Origin of the sequence: Sphingomonas sp. Leaf28, assembly GCF_001421685.1 — a bacterium.
Taxonomy (GTDB): Bacteria; Pseudomonadota; Alphaproteobacteria; order Sphingomonadales; family Sphingomonadaceae; genus Sphingomonas; species Sphingomonas aurantiaca.
Genome location: NZ_LMKX01000001.1, coordinates 1,075,493 through 1,094,308 on the forward strand (window position 1 = coordinate 1,075,493; position 18,816 = coordinate 1,094,308).

Consider the following 18,816-nt stretch of genomic DNA (forward strand, 5'->3'; position numbering starts at 1 on the left):
CGCGCGTCTTAGGCTGGGCGCATGGATCAGCTTCTCCGGCGCGCGCGCACTCCGTTCATTATGCTGGCGCTGCTGACGACGGCGCCCAGCCCGCCGCCGACCGAGCCGGCACGGTGGGAAGCGCAGGCCGCGCGCGTCACCATCACGCGCGACGAATGGGGCATCCCGCATATCCGCGGGACGTCGGACGCCGACGCTGTGTTCGGCCTGATCTACGCGCAGGCCGAGGACGATTTTCCCCGGATCGAGGCCAATTACCTAACCGCGCTCGGCCGTACCGCGGAAGCCGAGGGCGAGGAGGCGATCTGGGCCGACCTGCGCCAGCGGCTGTTCGTCGACCCTGAAGACCTCAAAGTGCAGTACGCGGCCAGTCCCGCCTGGTTGCGCACGCTGATGCAGGCCTGGGCGGACGGGCTGAACTATTATCTGGCGACGCACCCGCAGACCAGGCCCCGGGTCCTGACGCGCTTCGAGCCGTGGATGGCGCTCAGCTTCACCGAAGGGAGCATCGGCGGCGATATCGAGCGGATCTCGCTGAGCGACCTGAAGACCTTCTACGGCACGCCCACCCCGCCGACGCCGGAGGAGCTGGGCATGGTGCCGCGCGAGCCGTCGGGATCGAACGGCATCGCGATCGCCCCGCAGCTGACCGCGAACCGCCACGCGCTGCTGCTCATCAACCCGCACACCAGCTTCTACTTCCGCTCCGAAGCGCAGATGACCAGCGCCGAAGGCCTCGACGCCTATGGCGCGAGCACCTGGGGCCAGTTCTTCATCTATCAGGGCTTCAACGCCAAGGCGGGCTGGATGCATACCTCCTCGACCGTCGACAATATCGACGAGTTCGCCGAGCGGATCGTGCGGCGTGGGCAGGGCTATGCGTATCGCTATGGCGCAGAGCAGCGGCCGGTCGGGACACGGTCCGTGACGTTGCGCTTTCGCAAGGCCGACGGGACGTCGGGGGCGCGGCGCTTCACCACCTATCGCACGCATCACGGCCCGATCGTCGCGATGAAGGCGGGACGCTGGATCGCCACCGCGCTGATGTGGAAGCCCGTCCCCGCGCTCGAGCAAAGCTATCTGCGGACCAAGGCGACCGACCTGGCCAGCTATCTGGCGGTCGCCGAGCGCAAGGCGAACTCGTCCAACGACACGGTGTTCGCCGACAGCAAGGGCGAGATCGCGTTCCTGATGCCGCAGTTCATGCCGATCCGCAGCGACCGGTTCGACCATACCCGACCCGTCGACGGCAGCGATCCGGCGACCGACTGGCACGGCCTGCACAGCCTTGCCAGCCTGCCGAGCGTCGCGGCCCCGCGCACCGGCTGGGTCCACAACACCAACGACTGGCCCTGGAGCGCGGCCGGACCGGACAGCGCCAGGGCCAAGGACTATCCGCGCTACATGGACCAGGTCGGCGGCAATGCGCGCGGCGTGCATGCCGACTTGCTGCTGACGGGCAAGCGCGGCTGGACGCCCGACACGCTGCGGGACGCGGCGTTCGATTCCTACCTGCCCGCCTTTGCGCAGCTGCTGCCCGGCCTCGTCGCGGCGTGGGACTCCCTGCCCGCCCGCGATCCGCGCCGGACGAAACTCGCGGCCCCGATCGCGCTGTTGAAGCGATGGGATCACCGCTGGGGCCAGGACTCCGCTGCGACCAGCCTCGCGGTGGTCTGGGGCGACCATCTGTGCCGCGAGGTCGGCAGTTTCGCGCAGGCCGAGCGGATGAACGTCCCCGACTATATCGCCACGCGCGTCGGCGCCGACGCGAAGCTCGGCGCGCTGTCTGCGGCGGTCGAGCGGCTGACGAAGGACTTTGGCGGCTGGCAGGTGCCGTGGGGCAAGATCAACCGGTTCCAGCGGCTCGACGATTCGATCGCGCCGCATTTCGACGACGCGAAACCGTCCATCCCCGTGCCCTTCACCTCGGCGCAATGGGGCAGCCTGGCCTCGTTCGGCGCAAAGACCTGGCCCGGCACGACGCGCTATTACGGCACCAGCGGCAACAGCTTCGTCGCGATCGTCGAATTCGGCCCGCGCGTGAAGGCGATGGCGGTGATGGCGGGCGGCCAGAGTGGCGACACCACGTCGCGCCACTTCGCCGACCAGACCGCCCGCTATGCGGCAGGACAGCTCCGCCCGGTCTATTTCTATCCCGAGGACCTGAAGGGGCATATCGAACGAAGCTATCGTCCGGGACGCTAGGCCGGTTTCAGCCGTCGTCGCGTGCCTCCACGATCGGGCGGTGGCCCCGCACCCGCCGCGAAAGCGCGAAACTCGCGCCTGCCTACATGATTCGCGGCGTGAAGGGGGTCGGCATCCGAACCGCCGGCCATCGCGCGCGTGGATCGACGGAAGAATAGTCTGGTAGATGACCGACTGGCCTCAGCAACGGGGCCGGACGGCCCGTTGACTCCGGCCCGCACTCTGTCAGACTTTCCGCAGAGCAGAGCGATGGAGGCGGTGATGTCCCTAGCGGCGGTGGTGATGGCGTGGATCGCGTGGGTTCCGCTCGATGCGATCCCGACCCCGACCCCGACCGCGGACGGCAGCCCGAACCTGCTTTTCGTCGCGCGCCATTACCCGCCGCAGTCGCTGGCCCGCGGAGAAGAGGGCGCGGTCGATTTTCAGGTCGTAATCGAGCCGTCGGGTCGGATCCGCAGTTGCGTCGTGACGCGAAGCAGCGGCTTTGCGGCGCTCGATACCGCGACCTGCGACCTGATGATCGAGAATGCGCGCTTCCAGGCGGTCGCCGATCCGAACGGACGGCGCATCGTCTCTCGCCATGCGGGGACGCTGACCTGGACCTTGCCGGCGGGCGCGCTGCGTCCAGCGGTCGCGCCCGTTCCCGCTAAGGTGGCGGTCGCGGAGGAGGTCATCTGCCGGCGCCGGTTGAAGCCGGATTCGAACTATATCGTGACCAAGCTGTGCCTGACCCGCACCGACTGGGACCGCACGGCCGAATATGGTCGGATGCAGACGAACTGGTACCAAGGCAATGGCTTCGTACCCTGATGCCCGGTGACCACGCCGGGCGACGGGTTCAGCGAGACGCCGACGGCATAAAAAAGGGCGCCCGAATGGGGGCGCCCTCTACTAAATGGGGGAGATGGTTCGCGATTATGCGACCGCCACCTTCGTCTGCGTTGCGCTGTGTCCGCCAGCGCGCGCGAGCATGTCCGCGGCGGCTTCGGGCGTGACGTTCGCTGCGCTGGTATCGACCGAGACGAAGACACCGCCCTCGTTGATGCGGCCCTCGTAATAGCTGGCATCGACCCGGCTGACGCCGTGATCGGTCATGACCTTTTCGAGCCCGCCTACCGCGCCGCCCAGCGCCGCGCCGGTGATCGCCGCGCCTGGAATCGCCGCCGATGCGATCGCGCCTGCCGCGACCAGCGGTCCGACGCCCGGGATGGCGAGCGCAGCGATGCCGAGCAACGTCCCGATACCCGCGCCGGCCGCGACCTTGCCGACGAATTCCTGCGTGTCGTTGCCGCTGCCGTCGGTCGTCGCGGTCTTGCCGTCATGCTGCGCGACGACGGAAATCGCGCTGTCGCTCACGCCTGCGCTGCGCAGTTCGGAAAGCGCGCGTTCTGCGTCGGCATGGGTGTCGAAAACAGCGGATACGAGGTTCGTGCTCATGGTAATTCCTGTCGACGACCGGGTTGCAGATACCTCTTAAAGCCGTGTCGCAGGACGAACGTTCCCCAGAATGAGGGTTAGCGCCGCGGTAACCTCGAATGGGAGACTCAGGCGAACGGAGCGGCTTGGCGGGTCGGGAAGACGGGTCCACGCACGGTCATGGCCTCGGCACGATAGGGACGCTGGAGCGCCAGGACGTCGTCATAGCTGCCGGTGAGCCAGCGCTCGTGGTCGTCCGGGCGCAGGATCGTGATCATCGCCTTGGGATGGATCGGCGAGACCAGCGCGTTCGCGTCGCACGTCACCATCGCAAAATAGCGCTGGTCGTCGACCTGTCGCCAGAAGCCCGCGATCGCGAACACCGGCTGGTCGGTCACCGCAAACCACATCTCTCCCTTGATCGGCTTCTTGCCGTCGCCAAGGTCGGTGGGTTGGCGCGCCCATTCGCAAAACTCGGTCAGCGGGATCAGGCAACGGTTCGCCGGATCGCTCACCAGCGAGCGCCACTGCGGAAGATGGAGCGTACGAACGTTGGTCTGCGCGACCTTGCGACCGGCCTGTTTGGCCTGGCCTGCAAGAACGTCCCATTCCATCACGTCCAGCCCTCGGCGCCCCGCGTCGTTGCGCACGACATAGGCCCGGCCAAAGGGCCGCAGTTCCTGCGGATCGAACCGGTTGTCCATCGGCTTGTCCGCCAACCAGTCCGCGCCGAAATGCTCGATGATCGTCCCGGGTTCGCCGCTGAACCGGGCACGATTACACACCGATCAGCCCTTGAGGCCGCGGCGTTTGATCTCGCCGAGCAGCGCTTCGGCCACCGGATGGCCGACCTCGCCGCCGGACTGTCGATAGGCGTCGGTCAGATCGGTATCGGACGCGTTGGTCAAGAGGTCTCGCACTTCTGCGCTGAACTCGTCGACTTCTTCTGCCGCTGCCTCTGCGGCATCCTCGCTGGTGACCAGAGGCTCGTCGCCCGGCGCGGGGGCATGCGCCATGACCGCATCCTGCTTGAACAGGTCGAAGGCGTCGGCGGCTTCGTTGCGCTCCTCCAGCGCGATTTCGAGGAGGGTGAACAGGTCGAGCGGCGATGCGGTGTTTTCCATCCCCGCAGCCTAAGCCCGGTTCATCGGCCGATGCAATATCGCGTGGCGGCCGGACGGACGGGAGCCTGCGGTCGCCGGCGCTACCGACCCCGGGCTGCGGCATGACCCAAGGCGCCGCCCTCCGGATCCGCGGCGTCGGCGCGAACGGCGGACCGCAACCACCTAATTCGGCTCGCGATTGGCCTCCAGGACCGCGGTGACCATCGTCTTGAACTGCGCGACGATGCGGTCGGTCAGCGGCGCTTCCAGGGCGAGCGCCAGCCGTACCGCATGGCCCGCGAGTTCGGTGATGAGCAGCGCCACCGACAGGATCGCGTCGCGATCGGACGACGACAGCAGGATCATCATCGGCGCGACCATGAAATCGGCGGTCGCGCGCGTGTCGATCACGTCGAGCCGGCGCAGTTCGAGATCGGCCTGCGCGCCTGCCCAGACCGCGATCGCCTCGGGATGGCTGCGATAATGGCTGACATAGGCGTCGATGATCCGGTCGACCGCCTGCGCGATCGTCGGGCGGCCGGCATGATCCTCGAGCAGCGCGTTGACTTCGCCCCGCAGCAACGCGCCGACCTTGTCGAGATTGCGCATCACCAGAGCGCGCAGGATCGCGGGCTTCGACGGGAAATACTGATAGAGCGAACCGATCGAGATGTCCGCGCGGCGCGCCACCTCGCGCATCGCGAGGTCTTCGGGGTTCTCGGTGACGAGCAGGTCCTGCGCCGCGACGAGGATGGCCTCGCGACGGCGCATGCTGCGCTCCTGCATGGGTAGGCGACGGGGTTCGACCATGGTGGCTGCGCTCTGGCTTACCCTATCGGCAAAGGCAAACCTGCGCTTGCCAATCGGCGCGCTCACGCACCGATGGCAAACAGCTGTTCGAAGAACCAATTCACGAACTTGCCTTCCGGGTCGACGCCGCGCCGGACCCGGAGGAAGTCGGACAGGCGGGGATAGAGCCGGGTCGCCCCCTCGAAATCCAGGCTGTGCCGCTTGGCCCAGTGCGGACGGCCGCCGGCACCGCGCAGGATCGCCTCGACCGCCGCGAATTCCTCCTGCCACGGCATGCCGGCATATTGGTGGACCGAGATCGACAAGCACGGCCCCGCATGGAACGGGCTCAGCCAGATATCGTCGGCGGCGACGGTGCGGACTTCGAACGGAAAGGCGAGCGGCAGCCGCGCCTGCCGGACGTAGCGGAGCGCCTCGCGCAAAGTCGCCAGCCCGTCGGCGCGCGGCACCTCATATTCCATCTCCTCGAAGCGCACGGTCCGATCCTGCGCGAAGATGCGATAGGCCGGGCCGACGCGCCGCTTGGGACCGCCGATCGCGCGCATCATGCCGCGCTGGAGCGTCGGGATCAGCGCGGGCGCGCGGCGGGAGATGTTGCAGGCGACGCGAAACGCGCCCTCATTGACGTCGTTGGCGTGGCGATACGGGCCTTCGGGTTCGACCGGGTGGAGGCGCTTGAGAATGACGTGATCGGCATAGGGGAAGACCCAGAATTCCATATGCCGCGACTCCGCGGTCAGGTCGTCGAACCGGTCGAGCACCATGTCGAGCGGCCAGCGTTCGACGCGTTCCTCAAGATGATAGGCGGGCAACACCGCAATCCGCATCGCCACCACGATGCCGAGCAGCCCCAAACCGAGGCGCTGCGCCTGGAAGAGTTCCGGCTCGGTCTGCGCGTCGCACGTGACGAGCGTGCCGTCGGCGCGCATCAGGCGGACGCCGGTCACCTGCGTCGAGATGCTGCCGAGCGTCTCGCCGGTGCCGTGCGTACCGGTGCCGGCGGCCCCCGCGAGCGACTGTGGATTGACGTCACCCTGGTTGTAGAGCGACAACCCTTCGGCCCAGAGCGCGTCGGTCAGCCGCGCGAGGCTCCAGCCGGCGGGGGCCCAGACCGAGCGGCGGTCCGCGGCGACCTCGATTTCGCCTTCGAGATCGGCGAGCGAGACCAGCGTCCCCTCGGTCTGGCACAGCGGCATGAAGGAATGCCCTGCCCCGACCATCCGCAGCTGTCGCGCGGCCGTGACGACCTTGGCCAGTTCGTCGAGGCCGCGGGGTTTGGCGAGCGTGGCGGGATGCGCGATGACGCTGCCCGACCAGTTGGTCCATTGGGTCATGATCGGTCTTTCGAGTGCGCGGCGAACGCGGGGCGGGCCGCGCGCCGGAGAACGGGAAGCAGCAGCACGATGCCGCCGGTGACGAGGAGCAGCCCGGTGCCGAGCGTGAGGCAGCCGCGGACATCGGCATCGCTGACGGTCAGCGCCGCCACCGTCGGGCCGGTCGCGCAGCCGAGCAGCAAGGCGGCCGAACCGAGCATCGCGGCACGGTGCGTCGGGTCGACATCGATCAGCAGCCGGGTGAAATACGGGCTCGCAAACGCCCACAGCACGCCGAAGCCGATCGCGGTCGCCAGAAAGACGCTCGTGCCCGGCAGTGTCGCGAAGATCGCCGATGCGACGATCAGCACCGCGATCGATCCGAGCAGGACGAGGCGGCATGGCCAGCGCTGCACCGTGGCCGCGCCGAGAACGCCGCCCGCGACCTGTCCCGCCAGCGCGAGGACGATCGCCAGACCGCCGGTGTCGGAGGACAGTCCGGCCTGGCGGGCGAGCGGTTCGAGATAGATCCAGATGCCGAGGATGCCTGCGAAGAAACAGAACGCGGCCGCGAGCGCCAGCCAGCCAGAGACATCGGGAAGCCCCATGCCCTGTTCCCCGACGAAGCGCGGCAGTCGCGTCGGCGTCCACAGCGCGACGATCGCGACCGGCACACCCAGCGCCGCAATCGCGAAAAATCCCGCCGCTGCGCCGTGCTTCTGCGCGACCAACCCGCCGATCAGTGCCGCGCAGACGAGCTGCGCCACGGTCTGGATGGTGAGATAGAAGCCGGCCTGCCGCGCGGGCTGTGCCGACCGGACGATCATCGCGGTCACCAAGCCGATCAGCACGCCGCTCGGCGCGCCGGCGAGCGCACGCAGCAGGATGACGGTCCCCCCGGTCGCACGGGTGGTCGCGACGTCGAGCATCATGATCGCCACGACGCTGCCCAAGGCGAGCAGACGCGGCGACACGCGCTCGACCAGGAACCCGGCCGCGCCCGCCGCGAGCCCCATCGTCACCAGCTCGGCGGTGGCGGCGAGCCCGAGCTGCGCCGCGGTCAGATGCCCCTCCGCGACGAGCGTACCGAGCAGCAGCGGCGCAAGGCCCGCCATCAGGATGCCGTACACCCCGACGACGAACGCGGCGACATAGGCCGAGCGGGTCGTACCGCTCGCGGTCATCGATAGTTCGCCCGCAGCGACAGGCCCCAGGTCCGCGGCCGGCCGACGACGACGGCGTCGAAGCCCAGCGCGGGCAACGGCGTGATGTCGGAGATGACCGGCACGTCGAAGATGTTGCGGACCCACAAAGCGATCTCATAGCGGTCCTTGGCGAACTGCCACCCGACCCGCCCGTCGACAAAGGCGCGCGCGCGGTCGCCCAGCCGGGCGTCGTTGCTCGTGTCGAAGAAGACCTTGCTGCGATAGGAGACGTCGGCGCGGGCGATCACCGCGCCGGTGCCGATCGGCTTGCGATACTCCGCGCTGCCCTGGACGCTGACCTTTGGCGCCGAGGGCAGGCGATTGCCCGAATAATCGGCGCCCTGCGAGATGAAGTCGCGATAGGTCGCGCTGAGCAGCGAGGTCGAGGCGCTGAGATTGAGCCCGTCGACCGGTCGCGCGGTCAGTTCGAGTTCGGCCCCGTAGATCCGCGCCGCCGACGCGTTGGTGAACAGCTGCGTGGTGATCAGCCCCTGCACCACCGACGTGTAGACCTGCAGATCGCTGTAATCGTAATAGAAGGCGGACAGGTTGAGCCCGAGCCGGCGATCGAGCCACTGCGTCTTGGCACCAACTTCGTACGCGTCGACCGTCTCGTCCTTGTAGGGGCCGATCAACGACGGATCCTGCGCGAAGCCGCTGAAGAAGCCGCCGCTCTTGGTCCCGCGGTTATAGCTCGCATAGACGTTGGCGGAGTCCGTGAAACGATATTGCAGCCCGGCGCGACCCGACCACGAGCCGAACGTCTTGGTGTCGGCGAAGGTGAACAGCGCGATCGTCCCCGCCGCCGCCTCGGCGCGATAGTCGAAGCGTTTGCGGTCGGCGGAATAGCGCAGCCCGCCGGTCAGCGTCAGCCGCGGCGTCAGGTCGAAATCCACCTGGCCGAAACCGGCATAGCTGTTCGTCACCTGCCGCGACGGCCAGGCAAAGTCCCCGATCCCCGCGGCAAGATCGACCCCGCTCGGATTGTCGGGCGTGGGATTGCGCAGGACCGGCAGCACGTCGAGCGACGAGTCGTTGCGGATCAGGTCGTGCGCATAATAGACGCCCGCGACATAGCGCAGACGGTCGTGGCCGTTCGACTGGAGCCGAAGCTCCTGGCTGAACGTGTCCTGCCGGGTGATATAGGAGGCGGCGATGACCGGCACCGGGCTGGCGTCGGTATCCTCCTGGTCGTTGCGGCTGGCATGCTGGAACCCGGTCACCGCGATCAGGCTGACCGCGCCGAGATCGACCGACAGCGTGTTGCCCGTGCCGACCAGGCTGACCCGGTCCCGCCCCTCGAAACTATACGCGCCTTCGTACAAATTGCGGCTGGTGTTGGCGTAGCCGAGGATGTTGGTGCACTGGCCCGAGGTGTAGAAGGCGGGCGTACACAGGCCGTCGGCGCCGGTCGCCGCCGCGGTCTGCGGGATCAACGTGCGCGCATAGGCCTGGAGCGAACCGCCGGTCGAACGGCTCGCATTGACGGTAAGGTCGTCGGTGATCGTGCTCGACGGCGTGAAGTGCGCGCTGCCCCGCAGCGCCCAGCGGTCGACATTGTTGCCGCGGTTGCCGGTCAGCGTGTCGCGCATATAGCCGTCGTCGCGCTGGTAGAGGCCGGCGATGCGCACCGCCAGAAGGTCGGTCGCGACCGGCGCGCTGATCCCGCCCTGCAGCGTCACCGCATTGAACCGGCCATAATCGAGCGACAGATCGGCTTCGGGCGTGTTGCCCGGTTGGCGCGTCGTGACGTTGATCGCGCCGCCGGTCGTGTTGCGGCCGTACAGCGTGCCCTGCGGTCCGCGCAGCACCTCGACCTGTCCCAGATCGAAGAACGCGTCGCGCTGTGCCAGCGTCGACGCGACATAGACGCCGTTGACGTAGATCCCGACCGCGCTCGCCGTCGCCGGGTTGAAGTCGTTGAGGCCGACGCCGCGGATGAAGATGCGCGGGTTCGCGCCATTGTCCGCCGAGCGGATCTGGAGCCCCGGAACGCGGCCCGACAGATCGAGCACGTCGGCGATGCGGCGTTCGCGCAGATCGTCGCCGGTGATCGCGGTGACGGCGATCGGCACGTCCTGAAGGCGTTCGGAGCGGCGCTGCGCGGTGACGACGATGTCGCCGTCCGCGACCGCGGGGGGCTGGTCGGCGGCGGTCTGTTGCGCGTGCGCCTCGGCCGACATGGCGAGCGCGATGAGGACTACACTATGGTGCAAGACAGACCGTTTCATCATCGTCATCCCCTTGTGCGTTGGCGTCAGTCCTCGCGGGTCCGATCGACGGCCCGCCTGTGTTTGAAGGTCAGAAGAAGCAGCGTCCGTCGCCGCGATAGGTCGCGACTCGGTCGACGACGGCGTCGCCGCGAACGAGCAGCAGCGTGTCGAACCGTTCGCAGAGCTCGCCGGCCTTGGCATGACGAAAGAAGACGGGTGCTCCGAGCGGTAGCGCATCGGCGGTGTCGAGCCGGACCGGCGTCTGCACCTCGCCGCCGCCCTCGTTGTCGATCAGCGTGGTGCCCGCCGGCAACCACGGCTTGGGGAGGCGATCCGGACCGATCGGGCCGGACGCGGGATACCCGCCGCCTGCACAGGTGACGATCCCCGGCGCCGGGCGACGCGTCACCGGCAGCGCAAAGCCCGCCGCGGGCTCGCCGAGATCGACGGCATAATGGTCGAACAACCCCGGCAGATAGAAGCCCGATCCCGCCGCCAGTTCGGTGACGCTCGGATCGTGCGCGGTGCTCTCGAAACTGCCGGTGCCGCCGCCATTGACGAAGCGCAGCCGATGCCCCGCGGCGGTGAGCGCCGCGACGATCGCGCCGCGCCGCCGATGGACGTCGCGGATCGATCGCGCCTTCAGCGTCCGGATGATGCGGTTGCGCACCGCCTGGCCGGGAACCGCGTCGTTGAGCCCGGCGATCTGCCCCTCATAGCCCATCACGCCGTCGAGCCGGAGATGGGGCCGGCGTGCGATCGCCGCGGCCAGCGCGAGCGCCGCCTCGGCCGTCGCGACCGGCGACCGATAGACCCCGAAGTGCAGGCCCGGAAAGCTGGTCGAGGCATCCATGTCGATCGCGACGGGCAGCGTCGTCCCCGCCGCCGCCGCACAGCGATCGATGACGTCGAGCTGGTCGACATGATCGATCATCAGCGTGATCGACGCACCGCCGCGCACCGCCGCCGCCACAAGCGCGATCTCGCTGGGCTCGACCGTCGGATAGGCGATAACGAGATCGTCGAACCCCTGCGACGCCAGCCACGCCGCCTCGGCGGGCGAGAAGCACAGCAGGCCCTGCAGATAGGGGAAACGGTCGAGTAAATACCGGAGCATCGCGACCGAGCGGATCGACTTGGTGACGAGGCGGACGGGCACACCCTGCGCCCGCGCGCCCAGCCGTTCGCCGTTGCGGTCGATCGCGTCGAGATCGACGAACGCGGCAGGAAGCCGCAGTCCCGACAGCGCGGTCGCGAAGCGCCGATAAGGATCGAGAGTCGACGCTACAGCGCTTGCTGTCGGCACCGTGTCGCGGTTGACCATCGTGCTGCTCCCCATCGTTCCACCGACCTCTTTGGCGAGTCGATGCGATCATCCTATCAGCGTTTTCGAACCTTGCTACATCTAAATATGAGCGTTGCTCTTGTTATGCCATTTGACGCGCAATAGGATCTCGGGACGTCGCCCAAGCGGCCACGATCGAGAGGATTGCCATGACCCCCGACCTGCAGGCGTTGCACACCGCTTTCGATCGTCAACATCGCGCCTCGCGGGACCAGGCGGCGGCGAGTGCGCCGGTCCGCCAGGCGCTGCTCGATTCGCTGCGCGAGCTACTGATCGACGGGCGCGCCGCGTTGGTGCGCGCGATCTCAGACGATTTCGGCGGGCGGTCGCAGGCCGAAACGGATATCCTCGAGATCGTGCCGCTGGTGACGGCGATCGGCCACGCGCGATCGCGTCTGACGCGGTGGATGCGCGACGCCCCGCGCCGCGTCGACCTCAGCCTGCAACCGGGTCGCGCATGGGTGCGGTACGAACCGCTCGGCGTCGTCGGCGTGATCGCGCCGTGGAACTACCCGCTGTTCCTGACGCTCGGGCCCGCGATCGACGCGCTGGCCGCGGGCAACCGCGTGCTGATCAAGCCGTCCGAAGCATCCCCCGCCTTTGCCGCGTTACTCGCGCATCTGGTGGCCGAGCGGTTCGACGCGGACCGCCTGACCGTCGTGCCGGGCGACGTCGCGGTGTCGCAGGCGCTGTCGGGACTGCCGCTCGATCATCTCGTCTTCACCGGATCGACCAATGTCGGTCGCAATATCCTGCGCGCGGCGGCTGACCATCTGACGCCCGTGACGCTCGAACTCGGCGGCAAGTCGCCCGCGATCGTCGCCCCCGATTTTGCGATCGACCGCGCCGCCAGGTCGATCGCCTTTGGCCGCTATCTCAACGCCGGCCAGACCTGCGTCGCGCCCGATTACGCGCTGGTCCCGGCAGCCTCGGCACGACACTTTGCCGACTCCGTACTGTCGGCAGCGTTCCAGCGCTATCGGACGATCGAGGGCAATGGCGACTACAGCAACATCATCGACGCGCGGCACCATCGGCGGCTGGTCGACGCGATCGAGGAGGCGCGGCGCGGCGGCGCCGAGATCCTCACGCATCCGTCGCCGCCACCCACCGGGCGCCGTATCGCCCCGACGGTCGTGCTCGGCGCGCCCGACGACTGCACCCTGATGCGCGAGGAGATCTTCGGCCCGGTCCTGCCGGTAAAACCCTATGCTACGCTCGACTCGGCACTGGCCTTCGTCCGTGCGCGCCCGCGCCCGCTCGCGCTGTATTGCTTCGCCGATGGCGCCGCGATGCAGCGCAGGATCCTCGACGGCGCGACGTCGGGCGGCGTCACGATCAACAGCACGTTGCTCCACGTCGCCCAGCACAGCCTGCCCTTTGGCGGGATCGGCGCCAGCGGCATGGGCGCGTATCACGGCCATGACGGCTTCCTCCGGTTCAGTCACGCGCGCGCCGTGCACAAGGCCGGACCGATTACCATGTTCGAACGCCTCGGGCCGCCATGGGGGGCGACCGCGCGACTGACGATGCGTGTGCTCGCCGGGCTGAAGCCGATCGGCGCCACCCGGTAAAAGTCGCGGGCCAGGCTGTGCGGTTCGTTGGCACGCTGTTGCGCCACCGACATGGAGTGATCCCTAGCTCCCGACGCAGCGCCATAGAGCGGCGGGGACGACGTACGCGATCGCGGCGCTCCCATGACGGACCCGCCCTGTACCGCTACCACCTTTCCGACGAAGAAGCGCAGTATCGAACGACAAGATGAATAACTAGCGTCTGCGGCCTACCGACTCAGACTAGATGACGCTCTTTACGTGGATCAATCACGGTCGGGCCGTAATAGTGCCCACGATGTCACACGTTGCAAATGTTCGTAGGAAATCGCGAAGTGTCTCACTGCTCCTGCGTAAAAGCCGAGCAGCACGACCACGCCTAAAATTATGGAATCAAACACGCTTTTCTCGTTCCTACGATTAACCCAAATAACTTTCGGTTAAAGCGCAGGTCGCCCCCCATGTTTCCGATGTTGACACTGCCCCACCCAATGGTAGCCTTATCATACGCGGCAACGACCGTGTGCATTCCGGTCTGATTAGGGCGGCCGGGTATCGGGGGAGGATTTATGATCACAGTTCCGCGCGCGCTCGCGCATTCGGTATCGACCATCGCGGTCATGGCAGGCCTCGCGGCATCGAGCGCCGCCATCGCGCAGACGGGCACCGCGCCAACCGGCCAGGTCGATCAATCCATTGCCGTGCAGCCGACCGGCCAGTCGACGGCGGCCCCCTCCGGGACACCCGGTGACAGCACGGCCGGCACGACCGAGGATATCGTCGTCACCGGCATCCGGGCCAGTCTCAATCGCGCCATCGACATCAAGCGCAATTCCGCAGGCGTCGTCGACGCGATCTCGGCCGAGGATATCGGCAAGTTCCCCGACACCAACCTGGCGGAATCGCTGCAGCGGATCACCGGCGTGTCGATCACGCGCGCCAATGGCGAAGGTTCTCAGGTCGCGGTCCGCGGGTTCAGCGGCGGCTTCAACCTCGTGACGCTGAACGGTCGCCAGCTCGCCTCGACGAGCATCGATACCAGCACCGGCAACGCCTTCGCCGTTGGTACCGGCCGCTCGTTCGACTTCCAGAACCTCGCATCCGAAGGCGTCGCCACGCTGGAGGTCTACAAGACCGGCCGGGCGAACATCCCGTCGGGCGGCATCGGCGCGGCGATCAACGTCGTGACCCGCCGCCCGCTCGACGCGCGCGAGGACGGCCTGTCGGGCTCGATCGGCGCCAAGGCACTGTATGACCGCTCGGTGGAGAATGCCGAGGCCAACCTCAAAAAGGTCACGCCCGAACTGTCGGGTCTGATCAACTGGAAGAATCCGAGCGAGACCTTCGGCGTCAACGTCTTCGGCAGCTACCAGCTGCGCGAATCGACGTCGGTTCAGTCCAATCCGAACTATTGGAACATCGTGCCGGTGGCCGATGTCCTGGCACGCAACGGCGTGTACACGGATGCGGCGACCAAGATCACGAACTCGCCGACCACGCCCTATGTGCAGATCCCGAACGACAGCCGGTACCAGTTCTCCGAGAACCGTCGCGAGCGGCTCAATGGCCAGGCGAACATCCAGTTCAAGCCGACCGACCGTCTCGAGATCACGATCGACGGCCTGTACGCCCGGAACAAGCTGAGCGACGAGCGCAGCGAACAGACCAACTGGTTCCAGCGGCCCTTCACCGAAATCACGTTCGACGACAACAAGCAGATGCAGTCCGCCGTGATCCTGGCGGAGTCGAAGCAGGCGGACAAGGGATACGAGCAGCAGCGCTTCGCCACGAAGACCGAGTTGTACTCGTTCGGCGGCAATCTGAAGTGGAACTTCACCGACGTCCTGTCGCTGAAGCTCGACGCAAACCATTCGAAATCGACCACCGATCCGGACAATGCGAACGGCACGTCGGCAACGACGATCTCGATCGGCGCCCCGGTCCGCGCGACCCACAAGGTCGACTTCACCAGCGGCTTCCCGCAACAGTCGGAAACGCTGAACGACTGCAACGCCACCAACGGCGGCCGTGGTGGCAATTGCAACAACATCCTCGACATCGGCGATATGGGTACGCAGATCGCTCGCGAAATCTTCTCGGAGCAGGAATCGCGGGTCAACCAGTTCAACGCGGAACTGGGCTGGGATCTGGGCAATGAGAGCCGCTTCGTGTTCGGCGGCAACTATGTCGATGCTAAGACCCGCTCGGCCAGTTCCAACACGCAGCAGCTGCTGGGCGACTGGGGCATCACCGACACCGGGCTCGTCAGCCAGCTCGCGGGCGACCTCGTCAGCACCTATTGCCTGACCTGCAAATTCGACAAGTTCGATCCGGCGTCGACCGGTTCGGCACTGGTCGCGTTCCGTGGGGACGCGGTCGACCTGCTCAACGTTTTCGGGCCCTATTACGCGAACGTCCCCGGGCGTGGCCGGGTCTTGCAGGGTTCATCGGACGATACGGTCGGCGAGAAGACCTGGGCGGTCTATGGCCAGCTGAACTGGACCGGCGACATTGGCGGGCGCCGTGCGAACGCGCTGATCGGCGCGCGCTACGAGCAGACCAGGGTCAATTCGCTGGCGCTTCAGTCAATCCCGACCGCGCTGGAATGGCAGTCGGACAACGACTTCGCGGTCCTTGGCGGCGCCGCCGGCGGCGCGGTGAACGTCAAGGCGAGTTACGACAACCTGCTGCCCTCGCTCGACTTCAACATCGAGGTGCTCGACAATGTGGTCGCGCGCACCTCGTTCAGCCGAACGCTCGCGCGGGCCGACTACGGCAATCTGTTCGCTTCGGTCTCCGCAAACGCACCGAACCGCCCGACGGCGCTCGGTGCGGGCGCAGCGCCTGCATCGCGACAGAATCCGGGGCTGTTGCCGCTGGTCTCGGACAATTTCGACGTGTCGGTCGAATGGTACTATAAGCCAACCAGCTTCGTGTCGGTCGGCTTCTTCAACAAGAACGTGCGCAACTTCGTTGGCAACCAGGTGACGAGCGGCAATCTGTTCGGGCTGCGCGATCCGGGGTCGGGCGCGGCAGGGTCGCGGTCGGGTACGGCGCTGGACTATCTCCGCTCCAACGGCATCGCCCAGACCGACGAAAACCTGTTCGCCTACACCGCGCTGCTCCAGCAGAATGCGGGCAACAGGGCAGCGGCGACGGCAGCCTTCCAGGGCGCGCTCGACCCGGCCACGGGTAAGCTCAACGGTGCGTTCTACAACAAGCTCGCGCTCGACGTGAACCTGGTCGGCGACTCCAACGATCCGCTCGTCAACTTTGCGATCAGCGAGCCGATCAACAACCGCGAGGCCAATATTCACGGCTTCGAAATCGCCTGGACCAACTTCTTCGGCCAGACCGGCTTCGGGTTCGCCGCCTCGTACACCAAGGTCAGCGGCGACGTGAACGTGGACCCCTATGCGGATCCGAACGTCAACATCTTCGCGCTCACGGGCCTTGGCGACAGCGCGAACCTGACCGCCATCTACGACAAGAACGGTATCTCGGCGCGCGTGTCGTATAACTGGCGCGACAAATATCTCGCCGCGACCAACCAAGGCGCCAACCGCAACCCGCTCTTCACGGCTGCGTTCGGGACCCTGGATGCAAGCCTGAGCTACGACGTCACGAAGGACTTCTCGGTCTCGCTCGAAGCGGTCAATCTGACGAGCGAGCCGTTCCGCCAATATGCCCGCACCGAGACCAACCTGGTCTATGTGCAGGAGCTCAAGCCGCGCTTCTATCTCGGCGCGCGCTACCGCTTCTGACGACTGCGGGCGTGGATCTCGGTCCACGTCCGACACGCGAGAAAGGCCGCCGCGACGTGCTGCTGCGGCCTTTTTCTTTTGTCGGTCGCCACCGCGCTGATAGAGTTTGTAGAAAAGCGGGACCGGAGCGGATGAACCTCGTACAGATCAACAATATCGACCATGCCGATCTGCGCATAACCCCGCGCGCGGGCGCCGACTTCGGCGACGCCGCCAACCAGGCGCTGATCTTCCCCGCCGAGTTCGAGCAGGTGCAGCGCGAATTCGCCATCATCTTCCGCCGTCGCGACGAGGGCGTGCAGGCCTATGCGCTGCTGGGCCTCGACCGCGACGAGAATCTCTATCTCGCCGACGACTATTGGACGAGCCGCTATGTGCCCGCCAGTCACCAGCGCGGCCCCTTCTCGATCGGGATGGTGCGTGCGCCCGGCGAAGACACTGGCGAGCCGATGCTGCAGGTCGATCTCGACGACACGCGCGTCGGCGGTGATGCCGGGCTGCCGCTCTTCCTCGAACATGGCGGCAACACGCCGTATCTCGATCATGTCACCGGCGTGTTGCGCCTGCTGTACGAGGGCATGGACACCGCGCCGGCCGCCTATGCCGCGCTCGACGAGGCCGGGCTCCTGACGCCGGTAACGCTCACCGTCGATGTCAGCGAAGAGCGTCGCTATACGATTCCCGACGTGCTGGTCGTCGACATGGAGCAGATGGCCGCGCTGACGGGCGAACCGCTTCAGCGGCTGCATGCCTCGGGCGTGCTGCGTCTTGCCATCCTCGCCGCGGCATCGCTCGGCAATATCCAGCAGTTGATTGCCCGCAAGCAGCCGCTGCTGAGCGAGATCGGTTGAGCATGGTGGCCGGTATCACGCGCCGCACGCGTGTGATCGAAGGCACGGACGCGGCCAGCGTGCCCGTCGCCGATCTGGTCGCCGACGGCCGCCCGGTGATCCTGCGCGGGATCGCGCGCCACCTGCCGCTGGTGGCGGCCGGGCTGGAAGGCGCCGCGCCCGCGATGACGTGGCTCAAGCAGTTCGACGGGGGGCGTCCGGTCACTGCGTATCTGGGCGATCCAGCGATCGGCGGCCGCTTCGGCTATGCCGACGATTGCGCGGCGCTGAACTTCAGGCGGGAGAGCGGGTCGCTGTCCGGCTATCTCGATGAGATCCTCGCCACCCTCGACGATCCGGATGCGCCCACCATCTATATCGGCTCGACCGACATCGATCTGTATCTGCCCGGCCTGCGCGCGCAGGCGGCCTTGCCGTTCGGCGATCCGCAACTCGCCGAGCACCCACCGCTGGTCAGCATCTGGATCGGCAATCGTACGATCGCCTCGACGCATTACGACATGTCGAACAATCTGGCGTGCTGCCTCGTCGGCCGGCGGCGCTTCACGCTGTTCCCGCCGGAGCAAGTCGCCAACCTCTACCCCGGACCGCTCGAGCCGACGCCGGGCGGACAGGTCGTCAGCATGGTCGACCTCCGCGCGCCCGATCTCGACCGCTACCCGCGCTTCGTCGAGGCGCTGGCGCACGCGGAAGTCGCCGAACTCGAGCCCGGCGACGTGCTGCTCTACCCGGCCTTGTGGTGGCACAATGTCGAGGCGCTGGACGCGTTCAACGTGATGATCAACTATTGGTGGAACGCGGTGCCGCGGTTCATGGATACGCCGATGAACACGCTGCTCCACGGCCTGTTGTCGCTGCGCGACCGGCCCGATCACGAGAAGCAGGCGTGGCGCGCAATGTTCGACCATTATGTCTTCGGCCCCGCGGACCAGGCCAGGGCCCACCTGCCCGAGCAAGCACGAGGCGAGCTCGCGCCGCTCGATGCGATGTCGGCGCGGCGGTTGCGCGCGAAAATCCTCCAGCGCATCAATCGATAGG

The 18,816-nt window shown here is 67.1% G+C and carries 14 protein-coding genes; 6 read left to right on the forward strand and 8 right to left on the reverse strand.

Going from position 1 to position 18,816, the window contains the following annotated elements:
• Positions 1-21 precede the first annotated feature (21 nt).
• Both ASE79_RS04980 and ASE79_RS04985 read left to right on the forward strand, forming a co-directional pair.
• Complete coding sequence (locus ASE79_RS04980; protein WP_056412460.1) at positions 22-2,205, forward strand: penicillin acylase family protein; 2,184 nt, start codon at positions 22-24, stop codon at positions 2,203-2,205.
• A 261-nt stretch (positions 2,206-2,466) separates the two neighbouring features.
• On the forward strand, positions 2,467-3,015 hold the full coding sequence (locus ASE79_RS04985; protein ID WP_162236991.1) for an energy transducer TonB: 549 nt from the start codon (positions 2,467-2,469) through the stop codon (positions 3,013-3,015).
• A 105-nt stretch (positions 3,016-3,120) separates the two neighbouring features.
• Here ASE79_RS04985 and ASE79_RS04990 read toward each other — a convergent pair whose 3' ends face one another.
• The 8 genes from ASE79_RS04990 to ASE79_RS05025 all read right to left on the reverse strand — a co-directional run bounded on the left by ASE79_RS04990 (position 3,121) and on the right by ASE79_RS05025 (position 11,589).
• Positions 3,121-3,642 carry a hypothetical protein gene (locus ASE79_RS04990; protein WP_056412468.1) on the reverse strand — a complete coding sequence of 174 codons (522 nt, stop codon included), beginning with the start codon at positions 3,640-3,642 and terminating at the stop codon, positions 3,121-3,123.
• Positions 3,643-3,749: 107 nt separating this feature from the next.
• Positions 3,750-4,406, reverse strand: coding sequence for an SOS response-associated peptidase family protein (locus tag ASE79_RS04995; protein WP_056412471.1), 657 nt, complete (start codon positions 4,404-4,406; stop codon positions 3,750-3,752).
• Positions 4,407-4,409: 3 nt separating this feature from the next.
• Positions 4,410-4,745 carry a hypothetical protein gene (locus tag ASE79_RS05000; RefSeq protein WP_056412474.1) on the reverse strand — a complete coding sequence of 112 codons (336 nt, stop codon included), beginning with the start codon at positions 4,743-4,745 and terminating at the stop codon, positions 4,410-4,412.
• A gap of 162 nt (positions 4,746-4,907) precedes the next feature.
• On the reverse strand, positions 4,908-5,495 hold the full coding sequence (locus ASE79_RS05005; RefSeq protein WP_162236992.1) for a TetR/AcrR family transcriptional regulator: 588 nt from the start codon (positions 5,493-5,495) through the stop codon (positions 4,908-4,910).
• A 101-nt stretch (positions 5,496-5,596) separates the two neighbouring features.
• Entirely contained in the window at positions 5,597-6,868 is a 1,272-nt protein-coding gene (locus ASE79_RS05010) for a D-arabinono-1,4-lactone oxidase (RefSeq protein WP_056412480.1), read from the reverse strand.
• Positions 6,865-8,031, reverse strand: coding sequence for an MFS transporter (locus ASE79_RS05015; protein ID WP_056412482.1), 1,167 nt, complete (start codon positions 8,029-8,031; stop codon positions 6,865-6,867). The genes ASE79_RS05010 and ASE79_RS05015 overlap by 4 nt, the downstream gene beginning before the upstream one ends.
• Entirely contained in the window at positions 8,028-10,283 is a 2,256-nt protein-coding gene (locus ASE79_RS05020) for a TonB-dependent receptor (RefSeq protein WP_162236993.1), read from the reverse strand. The genes ASE79_RS05015 and ASE79_RS05020 overlap by 4 nt, the downstream gene beginning before the upstream one ends.
• Positions 10,284-10,353: 70 nt before the next feature.
• Entirely contained in the window at positions 10,354-11,589 is a 1,236-nt protein-coding gene (locus tag ASE79_RS05025) for an amino acid deaminase/aldolase (RefSeq protein ID WP_056413432.1), read from the reverse strand.
• A 170-nt stretch (positions 11,590-11,759) separates the two neighbouring features.
• Here ASE79_RS05025 and ASE79_RS05030 point away from each other — a divergent pair, with 170 nt between their 5' ends.
• The 4 genes from ASE79_RS05030 (at position 11,760) to ASE79_RS05045 (ending at position 18,815) form a co-directional block, all read left to right on the forward strand.
• A complete protein-coding gene (locus ASE79_RS05030) occupies positions 11,760-13,184 on the forward strand; it encodes a coniferyl aldehyde dehydrogenase (protein WP_056412486.1) in 1,425 nt (474 codons plus the stop codon).
• A gap of 548 nt (positions 13,185-13,732) precedes the next feature.
• Positions 13,733-16,927, forward strand: coding sequence for a TonB-dependent receptor (locus ASE79_RS05035; RefSeq protein ID WP_082445062.1), 3,195 nt, complete (start codon positions 13,733-13,735; stop codon positions 16,925-16,927).
• Between the two features lie 131 nt (positions 16,928-17,058).
• Complete coding sequence (locus ASE79_RS05040) at positions 17,059-17,778, forward strand: SapC family protein (protein WP_056412489.1); 720 nt, start codon at positions 17,059-17,061, stop codon at positions 17,776-17,778.
• Positions 17,779-17,780: 2 nt separating this feature from the next.
• On the forward strand, positions 17,781-18,815 hold the full coding sequence (locus ASE79_RS05045; protein ID WP_056412491.1) for a cupin-like domain-containing protein: 1,035 nt from the start codon (positions 17,781-17,783) through the stop codon (positions 18,813-18,815).
• The last annotated feature ends 1 nt before the right edge of the window (position 18,816 follow it).